Genomic DNA, 15573 nt, shown 5'->3' on the forward strand with positions numbered 1-15573 from the left:
TCAGGCATGTCCTCCGAGAATCAGCCCACTGGTCGGCACGCCGGTGCCGGCCGTGACCAGGATGTGTTCCAGCCCCGGCACCTGGTTGGCGGCTTCCCCGCGCACCTGGCGCACGGCTTCGGCAACCCCGTTCAGGCCGTGAATATAGGCTTCGCCCAATTGCCCGCCGTGGGGATTCACCGGCAGCTTGCCGCCGCGCAGGTGATGGCCCTCGCGCAGGAAGTCACAGGCCCGCCCGCGCTCGGCAAAGCCGAACTCTTCCAGTTGCGGCAGTACAAAGGGCGAGAAGTGGTCGTAGAGCACTGCCGCCTGCATATCCCCGGGGCCGAGACCGGACATGGCGTATAGGTTGCGCGCTACCTCGCCCATTTCCGGCAGGCCGGTCAGGCTTTTACGGTAGAAAGACGTCATCATGCGCTGGTCGTCCGCCGCCCCCTGGGAGGCGCCGCGCACCAGTACTGGTCGCTGCTTGAGGTCCTTCGCCCGCTCGGCGGAGGTGATCACCATGGCCACCGCACCGTCGCTCTCCTGGCAGCAGTCCAGCAGGCGCAGGGGCTCGGCGATCCAGCGCGCCGCCTGGTGTTCCTCCAGCGTGATCGCTTGCTGGTAGAACCAGGCCTTCGGATTGGTGGAGGCGAAATCGCGTCCTCCCACCGCCACCCGGCCAAAATCTTCCGTGGTAGCGTCGGTTTCGTGCAGGTAGCGCTGCGCAAACATGGCAATCCAGCTGGCCGGCGTCATCAGGCCATGGGGGAAATACCAGCCGAAGTCCACTGTCTCGAAGGCATTCGGATCCTCGGTCATCAGGCCGCCCTGGCCAAAGCGGAAGCCGGAGCGCTCGTTCATCGCCCGGTACACGACCACCACATCCGCTACTCCGGTCGCCACCGCCATCGCCGCGTGCATCACCGGTGCGCAGGCCGCGCCGCCGCCGTAGTGGGCGCGGGAAAAGAAGCGCAGGGCGCGACCGCCAATCAGGCGGTGCAGTTCAATCTCCGGGTTGTTGTCCATGGTGTAGGTGGCCATGCCGTCCACTTCCACCGGGTCGATGCCCGCGTCCGCCAGCGCGGCCAGAATGGCCTCCACCCCGAGCTGGATTTCAGTCCGTCCGGACTGCTTGGAGAATTCGGTCGCGCCAACACCGACAATCGCGGCCTTGTCACGCAGGAAATGGTCGCTCATGCCGCCGCCTCCTGTGCCAGGGTCAGTTCAACGCTGCCGGTGACGTGGTAACCCATGCTGTTCTTGCCCTTTATATCCAGCAACACACGGCCACTGTCGCCGTCCACCTCAAGCACTTCGCCGCGGAAGGTCATGCTGTCGCCGGGGTAATTGGGTGCGCCGAGTTTGATCGCCACCTTGCCGAGACGGGCGCGGGGGCCGGCCCAATCGGTGACATAGCGCCCCACCAGGCCGTTGGTAGTGAGAATGTTCATAAAGATATCCGGCGAACCCAGCGCCTGGGCACCGGCCTTGTCGTGATGGACGTTCTGGTAGTCGCGGGTGGCAATGGCGGCGCCGACAATCAGGCGCGGGGTAATATCCACTACCAGTTCCGGCAGAGTATCTCCCACCTTTACCGCACTCAGGGTGACCTCGTTCACTTGCGTCCTCCAATGGCTTGCTGCCGGGCCAGCTGTTCGCCCATGGCGGCCGCGGTGTGTACCGCGCCGCCCTGGCTGAACTCCAGCTGCTTGGCCCAGAGAAAATAACGGTGAATGGGATAGTCGACATCGGCACCGATGCCGCCGTGCAGGTGCTGGACGGTGTGGCCAACCCGATGACCGGCCTCTGCGGCCCACCACAAGGCAGTCGCCGCTTCCAGCGTGGCATCCAGCCCCTCCTGCAATCGCCACAGGGCGCTTTCGGCACAGGCGCGCAGGGCTTCGATATCGATATAGCCGTCCGCTGCCCGCTGCGACACCGCCTGAAAGCGCGCCAGGGGCTGGCCGAATTGCTGCCGCTCCACGGTAAAGGTCGCCGTGCGGGCAAGCGCCTCTTCCACCACGCCCAGTTGCAGCATCGCGGTCAACACCTGCAGGCGCTGGCGCAGTCGTTCGCAGGCTGCGCTATCTCCCAATGTCCGTACCTCGCTGTTGACCAGGGTCACATGAGCCGCCGGCAGCAGGTTACTCGTCAGCTGGGCTTCGAGCGTGACGCTGTCTTGCGCGAGTACCACCTGCACCAATTGGTCACCGGCAATGGCCACGAGGCTCTCCGCTTCGCCGGCAAAGGGTACGGTGGCCAGCTCGCCGCTGACGCGTCCATCGCTGAGTACCAGCCCGGCATCGGCACTGGCAACGCTGTAACAGTCACCGCCCACAAAACGCGCGGCGCTGTCGCGGTCACCGCCCTCCGCCTGTGCCAGCGCAGCGGCGATGGCAGGCAGCAGGGGCAAAGGCGCCAGAACCGCGCCCATTTCCTTCAACATCAGGCCGGCACCCAGCAGGCCGAAACCGGCGCCGCCACAGTCTTCTTCAAGCGCCACTCCCAGCAACCCGGCTTCTGCCAGAGTTGCCCACAGCTCCGGTGCGGCGGCGCCGTCACTCACTTTGTCGCAGAAAATCTGCCGCGCGAGGGCGGCCACCGACTGTTGGTCTTCGCTGTAACTGAAATCCATCAGCCCTGCTCCCGCGGACGAAACCGGTGCAGGTGAAAGCCGGGCTCCACTTCCGCAAATTCCACCTGTACCGGCATACCGATGCGCACCTCGTGCCGCGACACACCCACCAGATTGCTGACCAGGCGGGTGCCCTCCTCCAGTTCCACCAGTGCAATCAGATTGGGGTAGTCAAAGGGAGGGATCTCCGGGTAGTGCATCACCACAAAGCTGTAGACCTGGCCGCGGCCGCTGACCGCCTGCGGCGCCCAATCCAGTGACTGACAGTGGGGGCAGGCCGGCGACGGCGGATGGCGCAGTGTGTGGCAGCCCTCGCAGCGTTGCACGCGCAGCTCGCCCGCTTCCACACCTTCCCAGAAGAACTTTGTGTCCTGATTGCGCACCGGGCGCATCCGGCGCACGGCTGGCGGTGCACTGCTCGCCTCGGCAGGCGCGGCAACCTCGTCGCGCGGGTGGGGGGCAAACTTGAAGACCCGGAAGCGCATGGTGCCAACCACTTCATCGCGCTGGTTGTAGTAGGTGGACAGCTCGGTGACAAAGAAGCCGGTGCCGAGTGCGGTGCTCTTTTCCTCGGAGATGGATTCGATGGTGGAACGGTAGTAAAGGCTGTCGCCCTCGATCACGTACTGCTGGTATTCCTGCTCGCAGTTCACCGCCACCACCGCCGGATAGCCCAGCTCTTCCAGCGCCGCCAGCACGGCAAATGGATCGGAGTTATCCGAGCCCGGCGGGCGTTGTTCGCGATAGCCGCGCATGGTCCAGGCCTGCAGCATGGTGGGCGGCGCCACGATACCGTCGAAGCCGGCGGCGCGGGCAGCGGCCGCGTCGCGATAGACGGGATTGTCGTCGCCCAGTGCTTCGCACCAGTGGCGGATCATCGGGCGATTGACGGCATCCCAGCTGCGGTAGGGGCCGCGGTCACCGCCGAGGAAGGCTGACAAATCGGGGGGCGCTTCGGACATGCTTAATTCCTGGTGATAGTGAGAATCGGCAGTGCGTGATGCAATTGCGACTCCGGGGGATTGCAGGCGAACAGGCCGCGGTACAGCAGCGCTGCCAACCACTCGGCCATGGCCTCCTGGGACAGTTCGACTTCGCGCAGGACCGGGTCGCGGTCGATGTAGTACTCGGTCATCAGCTCCTTGCCGACACCGGACAGGCCGTGTACCAGCAATTCCACCTGGGCTTTATTCAGCGGGCACTCGGGAAAGACGTAAGGGAACACCTCGACCAGCAGGTCGAGGCGACGGTTGAAGGAGCGCTTCCAGCGCTCGCGGAATACGGGATCATCGACACTGAACTGGGCGATGCAGCGCATGATGCCCGGGTGCTCGGCGTGCACCCGCACACAGATTTCGTAGTGTGCGCGCAGGCGATTGAACCAGTCGCCCTTGCCCACGTCCTTTTCGATGAGCTCCACGGCTTCGAACTCGGCGATGTGCTCGTCGAGCACCTCGTCGACCAGTTGCCGCAGATCCTTGAAGTAGTGGTAGAACAGGCCCGCCGCCACTCCCGCCTCGGCGGTGACGTCCTTGATACGCATCTGGTGCACGCCGACCCGGTCCAGCACACGGATGGCGGCGTCCATCAGGCGACGGCGCGCTGCCTCGCCGCGGGCGCTGCGCCGAGGGGCTTTGTCACGGGCTGTACTGGCTGGGCTCACGGTGCTTCGGAACTCTCCTGACGACGAATTATGCTTATCAAGGGTTGCGCTGGGGTGGAAGTATTATTGAATTTAAATTCAAGTTCAACAATAATCCACTCTCCGCCACCCGACAAGAGCGCGCCATGCACCTCGAACTCCGCCCCCAGCAGCAGGCCCTGCGCCAGGAACTGCGTAGCTACTTCCAGCACCTGATGACGCCCGAACTGATCGCCGAGACACGCGGCAACGAGGGTGGCGATGCCTATAAGTCCGTCATCCGCCAGATCGGCAGGGACGGCTGGCTCACCCTCGGCTGGCCCGAGGCCTACGGCGGCCAGGGTCGCGGGCCAATGGACCAGATGATCCTGTTCGAGGAGGCCCAGCTGGCCTGCGCCCCCCTGCCCTTCGTCACCATCAATACGGTGGGGCCAGCCATCATTGCCCACGGCTCCGAGTCCCATAAGCAGTTCTTCCTGCCGAAGATCGCCGCCGGCGAGTTGCATTTCGCCATCGGCTATTCTGAGCCCCAGGCCGGCACCGACCTCGCCAGTCTCAATACCAGCGCGGTGCGCGAGGGCGACGAATGGGTGATCAACGGCACCAAGGTGTTCACCTCCAGCGCCGAGGCGGCGGACTATATCTGGCTGGCGGCGCGCACCGACCCCCAGGCCAGCCGTCCGCACGCCGGCATCAGCGTATTCATGGTGGATGCGAAACAGCCCGGCTTCAGCTATTCCCCCATTCACACCGTGGGCGACGTGCGCACCAACATGTCCTACTACGACAATGTGCGCTGCCCCCACGACATGATCTGCGGCGAACTGAACGGTGGCTGGAAACTGATCACCTCCCAGCTCAACCACGAGCGGGTCGGCCTGGCGGCGATCGGCGTGTATGCATGGAAGTTGTACGAACAGGCCCTGGCCTGGGCGCGCACGAAGCAGGTCGACGGCGCACGGCCCATCGACCGCCCGGTGGTGCAATCCCTGCTGGGGCAGGCCTACGCCCGCCTGGAAGCGATGCGTCTCACCACCTGGCGCATGGTGTCACGGATGGAAAACGAGGAACCGGATCCGGCCTACTCCTCGGCCATCAAGACCTTCAGCACCGAGTCACAGATTGAAATCTACCGCCTGCTGATCGACGCCCTGGGGCCCGCGGCGAACCTGCGCAGGGGCAGCGCCGGCGCCCTGCTGCAGGGTGAACTGGAAGCGGAATACCGCCGCTGCCAGATCAATACCTTCGGCGGCGGGGTGCTGGAAGTGATGCGCGACCTGGTGGCCCAGTTCGGTCTGGGGATGGGCGGCGGCCGGCGTCGGGCCGCCACCTGATAGCGCTACGAGCGTTTAGAACTGGTAGGTCAGACCCACGCTGAACATGGACAGGTTGTCGAGATTGTCGACATCAAAGTACTCCCACTCGCCGCGAATGGCGAAGCTCCCGAGTTCGAGGTCGGCGCCGATGCCGTAGGCCGCGTCGGTGCTGCTGTCGCTGTCGCTGAAGCTGGCACCGCCTTCCTCGATGCGGAAGTCCGTGTCGGCGTACACTACACCGACTTTGGCGAACAGGTCGATAAAACCCAGGGGCAGGTTGCCCACCAGGAAGGCATCCCAGGCCTCGGTGGCCACACGGGCGCGGGAGAAGGTGGAGTCGCCCTCGACTTCACCGAAATCGACATAGCCGCCTTCCACGCCGAGGATGGACAGGAACTGCCAGCCGGCGAAGACCTTGTAACCGAAATCGTCGTCGTCCAGGTCGTAATTGCTGTTTTCAATAATGTCGCGAGCCTCGGCTTCCGTGTAGGCCTGACCCACGCTGCCGCCGATATAGAAGCCGGTATCGTCGGCCTGCGCCGGCAGGGAAAGCCCTGCGACCAGTGCCGCGGCCACTGTCATCTTTGTTTTCATGTGCAATCTCCGAATGGTAATACGCCGGCACCGCCGACAGGCAAAACATAGCACCGGGTGCTGATTTCGTCCGGAAATTCGCCGGAAATATTCACGACCGAAAAGCCGCCACTACCACTTGCCAAGCGGACATATTCCGCTTCGGTCGCCATCCACAATGGATAGCAACCGCCGGTGCCTGCGCCTGCAGGAAGTGCCAGACCGGTTATGTGGCGGGAGCCTGCCAGTCGCGCGGGTCGACCTGGAAGTAGCTCTTCAGGGTAGCGAAAAGCTCCGGGTGAGTGGCCTGCATGGCAACCGGCCGCTCATAGAACAGCTCGGTGATGACAGCAAAGAATTCCGCCGGGTTGGTGGCGCCGTAGCTATCGATCAGGGTGGCGTGGCCGTACTGTACCGCACGCTGCAATTCCTCGAACTCGCGCCCCAGAACCTGCGACCACAAGCCGTAGGCAGCGCGACTGTTGAGCAGGGGCGCACCGTCGGCAACGCCGCCCTCCTGGTCCAGCTGGTGGGCAAACTCATGCAGCACCACGTTCTGGCCATCCTCAAAATCGACGTAACCATGTTTCACGCTGTCCCATGCCAGTACTACCCGGCCGTTACTCCACGATACTCCCAGCAGGTCCCCGGAGGGCAGCGAGACGACACCTGCCTCGTCCCGCTCTGGCTGGCGACTGCGAAAGGTACTGGGGTAGATATAGATCCACTTCAGGTCGCGATACAGGGTGTTGGGACGATTGAGAATCAGCAGACAGGCCTCGGTAGCAATCAACACCCGCCTCTCGTCGGTGACCTCCAGCCCCTCGCAGCCGACAAAACGCTTGCGGTAGAGAAACGCCTGCACCTTGCGCCGCAGCTCCGCCTGGAGCTCCGCGCCCAACCGCTCGTAGAAGGGAAAGCGCTGCAGTAGGGGCAACCAGTGATCGGGGAATGGCGCGGCCATGGCGCGCTCAAAGCGCCAGCGCGGCAGTGCCTGGCTAATCCAGTAGGCCAGCCCCAGCACAGCGCAGGCCAGCGCCAGCCACACCCAGTTATTCACTCTTCCACTCCGTATCAACGCTCATCGATAGCACCCGGTCTGCCACATCGCCGGGGCTCGGCGACACGCGGCACAGTCTAACCCAGCAGGCGAAAGCGCCAAAAGGCGGCGCCGTGATTGCTCCACCTTTGCCCCTCATGCTAACGTCTTTTGCATCAGGTTCGCGCAGGGAAGATGGGCGGAGCACCAATGGAAAGGGACGTCGGACGGTCTGACCGCGCGGTCGGGGCATGAGCAGTACAACACGAACCCGTCTCGCCGCCGTGGCGGTGATTCTCCTCGGCAGCCTGCTGTTGGCTGCCTTCTGCGCGCAACATTTCTACCAGCAATCCCTTGACCAGGTCCGTGCCGTGAGCAAGGCCAGGCTGGACCAGCGGGCGGATTTGCAGTGGCTGATTTACCAGCAGCAGACGCCGGCGCTGCAGCGACTTCTACAGGATCTCACTCGCCACCCGGCGATAGACCGGGGCCACATCTACAGTGGCACCGGCGACCATCTGGCGAGTCACCCGGCCGGCGGCACGGTGGCCCTCGATACGGTGAGGGGCCAGGTTTCTCTCAACGAAGCGGTGCTGCAGGGCATCGGCGGCGACGGCAATGTGCTGGGCAGCAGCTATTTCAGCACGCTGTTACACCCCGGCGCCCGCCTCCATCTCAACCTGCCGGTCATTACCCGCCTCAACCCCGACGCAAAGAACCTGAATGGCCAGGACTTCCTGCAGGCGATGACGAGCGCCAGCCGCGCCGGCAGTGATATCGTGATGGGTTTTGTCGACCTTGCCATCGACCCCGCTGTGCTGCGCCGGGAAAGCCTGCCGCAGATTCTGGCCATCTCCGTTGGCTGGCTGGTACTGGCCGGCATCCTGGCACTGCTCATGCTGTCCGCCGGAGTCCGTCAGGCCCTGCAGTTGCACCGCACCACCGGGATCATCGACCGCCTCGCCAACGGTGAACGCGAGATTGAAATCACCCAGGGCGGCGGCGAAATAGACGCGGCCCTGCGGCGGCTGGTACACAGCCTCGGCCGCTATTCCCGGGAAATCGAAACTGGCAAGAGCCTGTTGAGCCGCAAGGTAGAAGAGCGCACTCACCAACTGTCCCGCAGCCACGAAGAGCTGCACCGGGCCAGCGAGGCCGTCAGCGAATCCCGCCAGCGCCTGCAGCGACTGACCTACTACGATCACCTTACGACGCTACCCAACCGCCAATTGTTTCTGGAGCAGTTAGGACTGCTGCTGCGGCTCAGTCGCCGCGCCGGCCAGCACCTCGCCCTGTTGCATGTGGACCTGGCTAACTTCCGCCAGATCAATGAAGTGCAGGGTTATCACGCCGGCGACCTGCTGCTGCGTGAAGTCGCCAGACGTCTGAAGCAATGTGTGCGCGACAGTGACGCAGTAGCCACCGCGGAGGGACCCGAGCACGACATCTCAGTATCACGGCTGGGCGGCGACGAGTTCACGGTGGTACTCAACGACCTGGACAAACCGGAATCCGCCCGCCTGGTTGCCGAACGCCTCGTCAGTCACCTGCAGGCCCCCCTGGCAGTCGGCGACAGCAGCGTGACGGTGCAAACCCGCGTCGGTATCGCCTGCTTCCCCGAGCATGGCGATTCTGCCGAAACACTGCTGAGAGCGGCCGCCATCGCCCTGAACAGGGCCAAATCGAATCCCGGTCTGCCGGTGATGGTCTGTCGCGACGAGTGGCTGGCAAACCCGCCAGACAACGACGACGCTCCCTGGCGCGAGGCGCTGCAGCAGCAGACTCTCGCCCTGCGCTATACGCCGGTGGTGGATACCGTCATGGGTTCTGTTGTCTGCCTGCACGCCACTTTGTGCCGGCCCTCTCCCGCGTCCGGTGACGCTGCAGCGGCGACGCCACTCCAAATCTGGAACGGCCGTTGCAGCGACAGCGCACTGGCGAAGGAACTCGATACCTGGCGACTGCAACAGGCCAGCACCGCTGTCGCCCGCCTGAGCGCAGGCAACCGCCAGCCCCCGCGTGTGGCGCTACCCCTGCCACCGAACCAGTGCAGCGCCGACTTGCCCCGGCAGATACAGGCTGTGCTGGCCGAGACAGCCCTGCCACCGGCGCAACTGGAACTTTGCCTGGACGAATCGGTACTGGCAGAGGGCCGCTTTGGCCCGCTGCTCAACGAATTGCGCGACCTGGGCCTGTACCTGAGTGTGACGGACTTCGGCCTCGGCGCCACCTCCCTGCAGCAGCTGGGCGAGAGCGACCTGCGGGCGCTCTACATTGCCCCGGCCTTCGCGCCCCGCTACACCGAGCGCAGCGACAGTGGCACCGTGCGGGCCCTCGCGGGCATCGCCCGCAGCCTCGACCTGGAGCCGGTTGCCGGCGGTGTGGCGAGCGCCGTCCAGTACCACTTTCTGGCTGCACTGGGCGTAAGACTGATGAGCGGCGACCTGTTTGGCCAGCACCTTGAAGAGCAGCAGGCCGCTAAATTGCTGGCCCCCTGGCACTTTATCGAGCAGATACGCAAGCTGGGTACCGAACAATAGCGCTGGTGTTTCAGCCGAGCAGTGCCCGCACTCCCCAGAACACCGCCATGGCCAGCACAATGGTCAGCAGGTGATTGCGACTGCGCCAGGCCACCAACCCCGCCGTCAGCAGGGCCAGGCCTTCCGCCACTCCCAGCATGAGATCCCCCGCCGGACTGATCAGCATGGTCACCACCAGTGCAGCCATCACCGAAGGTCCGACGTATTCCATCGCCAGTCGCAGGTGTGACGGAATGCGCCGATTGGCCAGGGCGATAATAAATACCGCGCGGCTGAAATAGGTACCCATACCGGACAGCACTATGGCCAGCAGGGCGGTCATCGGCGGCGCTCCAGCAGCAGGCCTGACAGCACGCCCACCAGCGCACCGACCAACAGTCCCGCCCGGTGCGGCAGGTCTGCCGCCAGCAGCGTCGCCGCAGCGGCAATCAGCGCGGCAGCGGCTTTGGGCCAGCGGTCGATGCCGGTCACCAGCAGGCCCATGAACATCACCGGCACCGCAAAGCCGAAGCCCCAGCTCTGGGGAATCACCGGCCCGAGAAACAGGGCCACGCCGGTACCCACTACCCAGCACAGCCAGAAGGTAATGCCGACACTGAGGTAGTAGGTACGAAAGCTGCGTGGATCGTCGTGAATGCGCAGCATGCTCAGGGCAAACACCTGGTCGACCAGGAAATAGGACCCCACCCAGCGGAACCAGCCCGGCTGTCGCTGAAAGGTGGGCGCCATGGCCGCCGAGTACATCAGGTGGCGGGCGTTAACAATCAAGGTCGCCGTCACTGCCGCGGCCACCGCCACGCCGTCTCCCAGCAAGGTGATGAGCGTGAGTTGGGAGGCGCCGCCAAAGATAATTGGCGAACTGCTCCAGCCCAGGGCGGGAAAAATCCCGGACTCGAGAATGGCTATCCCCAGCACCAGGGTGAAGGGGATGACTGGCAGGAAAATGGGCAGGGCATCGCGGATGCCCTGACGGATCAGGGGGGCGGTATCGTTCATCGCGGCAGTTTAGCCGATTGTGACGCTATCGGGGCAGCCACACTTCACTGCGCTCTACCCACTACGGGATTTCCTCCGGTAGTATTGTCGCCCGAACATTTCGCCCCTTACTGCTTTTGAGCAATTGACGTTCCAGCCCCGGTGGACAGCACATGAACCCAACTAATCCCTCACGCTTCGTCAGCAAATTCGGCGGCTCCAGCCTCGCGGGGGCCGGCCAGTTGCGCAAAGTTCGCAGCATCATCGACGCCGATAGCCGGCGGCGCATCATCGTGCCTTCGGCACCCGGCAAGCGCGACAACAGCGATACCAAGATCACCGACCTGCTCTATCTCTGCCATCACGCAGCGCAGCTCGGGGCGGACTTTTCCAGCTCCTTTTCCCGGATTGTCGAGCGCTTTACCGGGCTGGAAAGTGAACTGGGGGTGGATGCCGGCCTGGCGCAGCAGCTGGAGCAGTTGCGCGCCGATCTGCAGCGCGGTGTCAGCGTGGATCACGCGGCCTCACGCGGAGAATACCTTTGCGGACGACTGCTGGCCGCATGGCTGGACGCCGAGTTTGTCGACCCGGTTGACTGTGTGGTGATCAGCGCCAACGGCCTGGTGGAACCCGAGACCTGGGATCTGCTGGGCCAGCGCCTGGCCGATCCCGAGCGCCGCTATGTCCTGCCCGGATTCTACGGGCGGGATGCCGAGGGCCGGGTACGCACCTTTACCCGTGGCGGTTCGGACGTGACCGGTGCCGTTGCCGCCCGGGCCGCAGGTGCGGAACTGTATGAAAACTGGACCGACGTTTCAGGCCTGCTGATGGCAGACCCGCGCATCGTCGACTCCCCGCGCCCGATGGCCGAAGTGACCTACGCCGAAATCCGCGAAATGGCCTATATGGGCGCCAGCGTGTTGCACGACGAGGCCATGGCCCCGGTGCGGGAAGTCGGCATTCCGGTCAATATCCGCAACACCAACGCACCGGATCACCCCGGCACCCGCATCGTCGCCCAGCTCTCCGCCGAGACGCTTTCCGGCACCCAGATCGCCGGGGTCGCCGGGAAAGACAACTTTGCCATGATCACCGTTGGCAAGAACCTGATGAACCGCGAGGTGGGTTTCGTCTACCGCCTGCTGGGCGTGCTGGAGCACAATGACATCCCTTTCGAGCACTGCCCCTCCAGCATCGACAGCGTGAGCGTTATCGTCGAAGCGCGCTGGCTTGAGGACCGGGCCGAGCAGCTGATGGATGAGATCCGCCGCACCCTTGAACCCGACGAAATCGACTATGTGCCGCGCATCGCCCTGATCGCCATCGTCGGCGAGGAAATGGCCCACACCCCCGGCATCGCCGCCCGCGTGTTTGGGGCCCTGGCAAAGGGTGGAATCAATGTCAGGCTGATCAATCAGGGAGCGTCGGAGCTGAACATTATCGTCGGCGTGGCGGCGGAGGATTACGCCGCGGCAGTGCAGGCGATATATGGGGAGTTTGTGGGGTAATGCCGGGAGCTACTGGAAGTGTGGAATAATCCCCACCCTCCCAGAGCGATCGTTACTCTGAAGCCACAGTTCACCAGGGCTCGATCAGAAACTGAACCGCCACCCCAGCGCGGGGCCATGCTCGGCAATGTCGAACCGGAAGCGGTCGAGGCCGTTGCCATCTTCGTAATCGAAGTCGATGTAGCGGTACATCAAGGTGAAGGCATTGTGTTCACTGACGTGATACGCCACACCCGCGTTCAACGACCACATCAGGTCGGAGCCGACGCCGAAGCCGCCCAGGTAACCGAAACCGGCGAAGCTCCAGCGTTCGCCCATGGGTGACTCGAAGCGCGCGCCGACGAACGGGTCGACCCATGACTCCGAGCGGCGGCGGCTCTGGCCGCCGGCAAAGCCGGCAGTATCCAGGGACAGCTTGACGTCGGTATACATGCCGCCCGCCAGTAACTGCCAGTTCGGGTTCAGGCGCCGCGTGGCCGACACCGCTGCGGTGAACTGCTTGTTGCCCAGGTCACCTTTGACGGCGCCCCGGGCCAGCGAGAAGTCCGATTCCAGGTCCATGTAGACCAGGTCGGCAAACACGCCCCAGCCGTTCTTCTCGGCCAGATACATGCCCAGGAAGGCGCCTTCGAGCATGTCAAACACCTCGCCGGCGTCCACCTTCACATCGGTATCGGCCGGGCCAATACCCGCCGTGCCTTCGATGGTCGGGCCCAGCAGGTAGGCGTGGATGGATTGTCGCCACTCGTGTGTTGCGGCGCTGTCCTGCGCAAAGGCTTGAAAGGGAGCGGTCGCAGTGCAAACCGCCAGGATGGGCAGCAGGAATCGGTGTCTCATGAGCGCTCTACTCCACCGCGACCACGATTTCGTGGATCTTGCCAGTGAACTTCGTTTCCACGGGACCGTAACCGATGCCCCGGGCGACAGGAGTCTGGTTATCGAGGCCGACGTCGGCGGTTTCGTCCGCGGAGAAGACATTGGGCTGCGTCTTGTCGACCCGGCCCTGTGCGAGCTGCTTGCCGTTCACGCTGATGGTCGCGGTGCCGCCCTTGCCCATGCCGCCACCGTCGTAGTCGAAGTCCATGACAATGGTCGCCTTGCCGGCCGGTAGCGCATCCGGACTTTCCACCAGGTACCGCTCCAGGCCCAGCCAGTTGTACTCGTAGGCCGGTTTGCCTTCGCGCATGTGCAGCGACCACCCACCGTAGCGACTGCCCTGGACCAGGATGGCGCCGGAGGCGCCTCCTTCAGGGACGTCGACCTCGGCGGTGATGGTCAGCGAGCGGTTCTTGACGTTGATGAAGGTGTTTTCCATCATCCCGTCCATGCCCTCGTACAGGGTGATCGACTTACGGTCACCGATCAGGTCCGGGCGCCCGGCAAGCGCGGGGTTGGTACGCTCGATGGTGCGGTCGTCGATGGGTAATACGTGGTACTTGGTCGCTTCGACCATGAACAGGTCCTGCAACTCCGCGAGCTTGTCGGCGTTAGCCGCGGCCACGTTGTTCGCAAGGCTGAAGTCATCGGGAACGTAATACAGTTCCCAGACGTCGCTCTCCAGCGGCGGCAGGTTGGCGACCTGCCAGGGTGCGCGATGAATGGTCCGCGCCATCCAGCCGTCACTGTAGATTCCGCGATTGCCAAACATTTCGAAGTACTGGGTCGTGTGGCGTTCCTTCGCGTCGGCATCGTTGAAGGTGTACAACATGCTGGTGCCCTCGATCGGCACCTGCTCGGTGCCGTTGACGCTGGTGGGCTCGGGCAATTTGGCTGCCTCCAGAACAGTCGGCGCCACGTCGATCACGTGACTGAACTGGCTGCGGATGCCGCCACCCTGCTCGATGCCATTGGGCCAGTGGACCACCAGTCCGTTGCGGGTACCGCCGAAATCGCTGGCGACCTGCTTGGTCCATTTGAACGGCGCGTCGAAGGCGACTGCCCAGCCGGCGGACATGTGCGGGAACGTCTCCGGGCTGCCCCACTTGTCGATCAGCGGCAGCAGGTCCTTGACCTGTTCCTGGACACCGTTGAAATAGGTCATCTCGTTGAACATGCCGACCATGCCGCCCTCTGCGCTGGTACCGTTGTCACCGGCGATGTAGAACACCAGGGTGTTGTCCATCTCGCCTATGGATTCGATCGCCCCGAGCAGCCGGCCGATGTGGTGGTCGGTGTGGGCAACGAAACCGGCGAACACTTCGGCCTGGCGGCGGAACAGGGTCTTGTGATCCTCGGGCAGGTCATCCCAGGCCGCTATGTCATCCGGGCGCGGTGGCAGCTTCGTATTCGCCGGGATGACGCCAGCCGCCTTCTGGCGCTCGTAGGTGTCTTCACGGATGCTGTCCCAGCCCGTGTCAAACTGGCCGTGGAACTTCTTGATCCACTCCTTCGGCACGTGGTGCGGCGCGTGTGTAGCACCGGTGGCGAAGTACATGAAAAACGGTTTGTCGGGTGTCATCGACTGCTGCGCCTTGACCCAGTTGATCGCCTGGTCGGTCATGTCCTCAGTAAAGTGATAACCCGGTGTGCGCGGCGGATCGATGCGCTTTGTGCCATCGAAAATCAGCGGCGACCACTGGTCGGTCTCGCCGCCGATGAAGCCATAGAACTTGTCGAAGCCCTGATGTGTGGGCCAGCGATCGAAGGGACCGGACACGCTGGTCTCCCAGGCGGCCGTTTCGTGCCATTTGCCGAAGGCGCCGGTGCTGTAGCCATTCAGCCTCACCATCTCGGCCAGCGGCGCCACGCGGTTGGGAATGCGGCCGGAGTTGCCCGGGTACGCGGTGGCCGTTTCCATGATCGATCCGGTGTTGGCGGTGTGGTGATTGCGCCCGGATTTCAGGGCGACGCGCGTCGGTGAACACAGCGACGTGGTGTGGAAGTTGTTGTAACGCAGGCCGCCTTTGGCCAGTTGCTCAAGCGTTGGCGTGGGAACCGGGCCACCAAAGGTGGACGTTGCCCCGAAGCCGAGGTCATCGACAAGGATGATCAGGACATTGGGCGCGCCGTCGGGCGGGGTGACCTCCCAGCGAGGCGGCGGCCGGGTGTCGCGCACGTCCAGTTCGGTGTAGTGCCTTGGGTCCGGCTCCGAAACTGGCAGGTGAGTACGGTCGAACTGCGCGGACGTGGAGGATGTCGCTTGCGCGAACGTGACACAGGAAAACCCTGCGAGGGCAACAACAGAAATCAAACTTGCAACCTGAGCTGACTTGCTCATCTTCTGGACTCCATTCACTCAAAGGGCAACCTGGCCATGCCGGGCAGCGAAGTAACGAGTTCTCAGTATTGATGACGTCAGGTCTTTCTGCCAGGCGAGCCGGACAAACAAAAAGGGCCACCCCGGTGGGTGGGGAGTGAAAT

At 63.8% G+C, this 15573-nt stretch carries 14 protein-coding genes; 3 read left to right on the forward strand and 11 right to left on the reverse strand.

The window, feature by feature from the left end:
* The 5 genes from FVW59_RS06965 to FVW59_RS06985 are packed head-to-tail and all read right to left on the reverse strand — an operon-like array spanning position 1 to position 4283.
* Positions 1–1182, reverse strand: coding sequence for a lipid-transfer protein (locus FVW59_RS06965; RefSeq protein ID WP_148063493.1), 1182 nt, complete (start codon positions 1180–1182; stop codon positions 1–3).
* Positions 1179–1604 carry a MaoC family dehydratase gene (locus FVW59_RS06970; RefSeq protein ID WP_246139659.1) on the reverse strand — a complete coding sequence of 142 codons (426 nt, stop codon included), beginning with the start codon at positions 1602–1604 and terminating at the stop codon, positions 1179–1181. Before FVW59_RS06970 ends, FVW59_RS06965 begins: the two co-directional genes overlap by 4 nt.
* Positions 1601–2620, reverse strand: a complete 1020-nt coding sequence (locus FVW59_RS06975) for an acyl-CoA dehydrogenase family protein (protein ID WP_148063494.1) — start codon at positions 2618–2620, stop codon at positions 1601–1603. Before FVW59_RS06975 ends, FVW59_RS06970 begins: the two co-directional genes overlap by 4 nt.
* Positions 2620–3582, reverse strand: coding sequence for a bifunctional MaoC family dehydratase N-terminal/OB-fold nucleic acid binding domain-containing protein (locus tag FVW59_RS06980; protein ID WP_148063495.1), 963 nt, complete (start codon positions 3580–3582; stop codon positions 2620–2622). Before FVW59_RS06980 ends, FVW59_RS06975 begins: the two co-directional genes overlap by 1 nt.
* Before the next feature lie 2 nt (positions 3583–3584).
* Positions 3585–4283 (reverse strand): TetR/AcrR family transcriptional regulator, encoded by a 699-nt coding sequence (locus FVW59_RS06985; RefSeq protein ID WP_148063496.1) that lies wholly within the window; start codon positions 4281–4283, stop codon positions 3585–3587.
* Positions 4284–4408: 125 nt separating this feature from the next.
* Between FVW59_RS06985 and FVW59_RS06990 the strand changes: the two genes are divergently transcribed.
* Entirely contained in the window at positions 4409–5596 is a 1188-nt protein-coding gene (locus tag FVW59_RS06990; RefSeq protein WP_148063497.1) for an acyl-CoA dehydrogenase family protein, read from the forward strand.
* Between the two features lie 15 nt (positions 5597–5611).
* On the opposite strand, the gene FVW59_RS06995 is transcribed toward FVW59_RS06990, so the two are convergent.
* Positions 5612–6172 carry an outer membrane beta-barrel protein gene (locus FVW59_RS06995; RefSeq protein WP_148063498.1) on the reverse strand — a complete coding sequence of 187 codons (561 nt, stop codon included), beginning with the start codon at positions 6170–6172 and terminating at the stop codon, positions 5612–5614.
* A 205-nt stretch (positions 6173–6377) separates the two neighbouring features.
* Positions 6378–7211: a M90 family metallopeptidase gene (locus FVW59_RS07000; protein ID WP_148063499.1), complete on the reverse strand. Its 834-nt coding sequence runs from the start codon at positions 7209–7211 to the stop codon at positions 6378–6380.
* Positions 7212–7441: 230 nt separating this feature from the next.
* On the opposite strand from FVW59_RS07000, the gene FVW59_RS07005 reads away from it, so the two are divergent.
* Positions 7442–9730 carry a GGDEF domain-containing protein gene (locus FVW59_RS07005; RefSeq protein WP_148063500.1) on the forward strand — a complete coding sequence of 763 codons (2289 nt, stop codon included), beginning with the start codon at positions 7442–7444 and terminating at the stop codon, positions 9728–9730.
* Between the two features lie 10 nt (positions 9731–9740).
* Here FVW59_RS07005 and FVW59_RS07010 read toward each other — a convergent pair whose 3' ends face one another.
* Entirely contained in the window at positions 9741–10052 is a 312-nt protein-coding gene (locus tag FVW59_RS07010; protein WP_148063501.1) for an AzlD domain-containing protein, read from the reverse strand.
* Positions 10049–10726 (reverse strand): AzlC family ABC transporter permease, encoded by a 678-nt coding sequence (locus FVW59_RS07015; RefSeq protein WP_148063502.1) that lies wholly within the window; start codon positions 10724–10726, stop codon positions 10049–10051. Before FVW59_RS07015 ends, FVW59_RS07010 begins: the two co-directional genes overlap by 4 nt.
* A gap of 152 nt (positions 10727–10878) precedes the next feature.
* Here FVW59_RS07015 and FVW59_RS07020 point away from each other — a divergent pair, with 152 nt between their 5' ends.
* Positions 10879–12213: an aspartate kinase gene (locus FVW59_RS07020; protein ID WP_148063503.1), complete on the forward strand. Its 1335-nt coding sequence runs from the start codon at positions 10879–10881 to the stop codon at positions 12211–12213.
* A gap of 84 nt (positions 12214–12297) precedes the next feature.
* Here the strand turns inward: FVW59_RS07020 and FVW59_RS07025 are convergent, their stop codons facing one another.
* Complete coding sequence (locus tag FVW59_RS07025; protein WP_148063504.1) at positions 12298–13050, reverse strand: outer membrane protein; 753 nt, start codon at positions 13048–13050, stop codon at positions 12298–12300.
* A 7-nt stretch (positions 13051–13057) separates the two neighbouring features.
* Positions 13058–15268, reverse strand: coding sequence for an arylsulfatase (locus FVW59_RS07030; protein ID WP_246139660.1), 2211 nt, complete (start codon positions 15266–15268; stop codon positions 13058–13060).
* Between the last annotated feature and the right edge of the window lie 305 nt (positions 15269–15573).

The organism is Parahaliea aestuarii, from assembly GCF_008064635.1.
GTDB lineage: Bacteria > Pseudomonadota > Gammaproteobacteria > Pseudomonadales > Halieaceae > Parahaliea > Parahaliea aestuarii.

Excerpts from the sequence above, each read along its gene's own strand:
- FVW59_RS07015 (WP_148063502.1), bottom strand. The coding sequence starts at position 10,726 with ATGAACGATACCGCCCCCCTGATCCGTCAGGGCATCCGCGATGCCCTG.
- FVW59_RS07005 (WP_148063500.1), top strand. The coding sequence starts at position 7,442 with ATGAGCAGTACAACACGAACCCGTCTCGCCGCCGTGGCGGTGATTCTC.
- FVW59_RS06980 (WP_148063495.1), bottom strand. The coding sequence starts at position 3,582 with ATGTCCGAAGCGCCCCCCGATTTGTCAGCCTTCCTCGGCGGTGACCGC.
- FVW59_RS07025 (WP_148063504.1), bottom strand. The coding sequence starts at position 13,050 with ATGAGACACCGATTCCTGCTGCCCATCCTGGCGGTTTGCACTGCGACC.
- FVW59_RS06990 (WP_148063497.1), top strand. The coding sequence starts at position 4,409 with ATGCACCTCGAACTCCGCCCCCAGCAGCAGGCCCTGCGCCAGGAACTG.
- FVW59_RS07010 (WP_148063501.1), bottom strand. The coding sequence starts at position 10,052 with ATGACCGCCCTGCTGGCCATAGTGCTGTCCGGTATGGGTACCTATTTC.
- FVW59_RS06995 (WP_148063498.1), bottom strand. The coding sequence starts at position 6,172 with ATGAAAACAAAGATGACAGTGGCCGCGGCACTGGTCGCAGGGCTTTCC.
- FVW59_RS06975 (WP_148063494.1), bottom strand. The coding sequence starts at position 2,620 with ATGGATTTCAGTTACAGCGAAGACCAACAGTCGGTGGCCGCCCTCGCG.
- FVW59_RS07020 (WP_148063503.1), top strand. The coding sequence starts at position 10,879 with ATGAACCCAACTAATCCCTCACGCTTCGTCAGCAAATTCGGCGGCTCC.
- FVW59_RS06965 (WP_148063493.1), bottom strand. The coding sequence starts at position 1,182 with ATGAGCGACCATTTCCTGCGTGACAAGGCCGCGATTGTCGGTGTTGGC.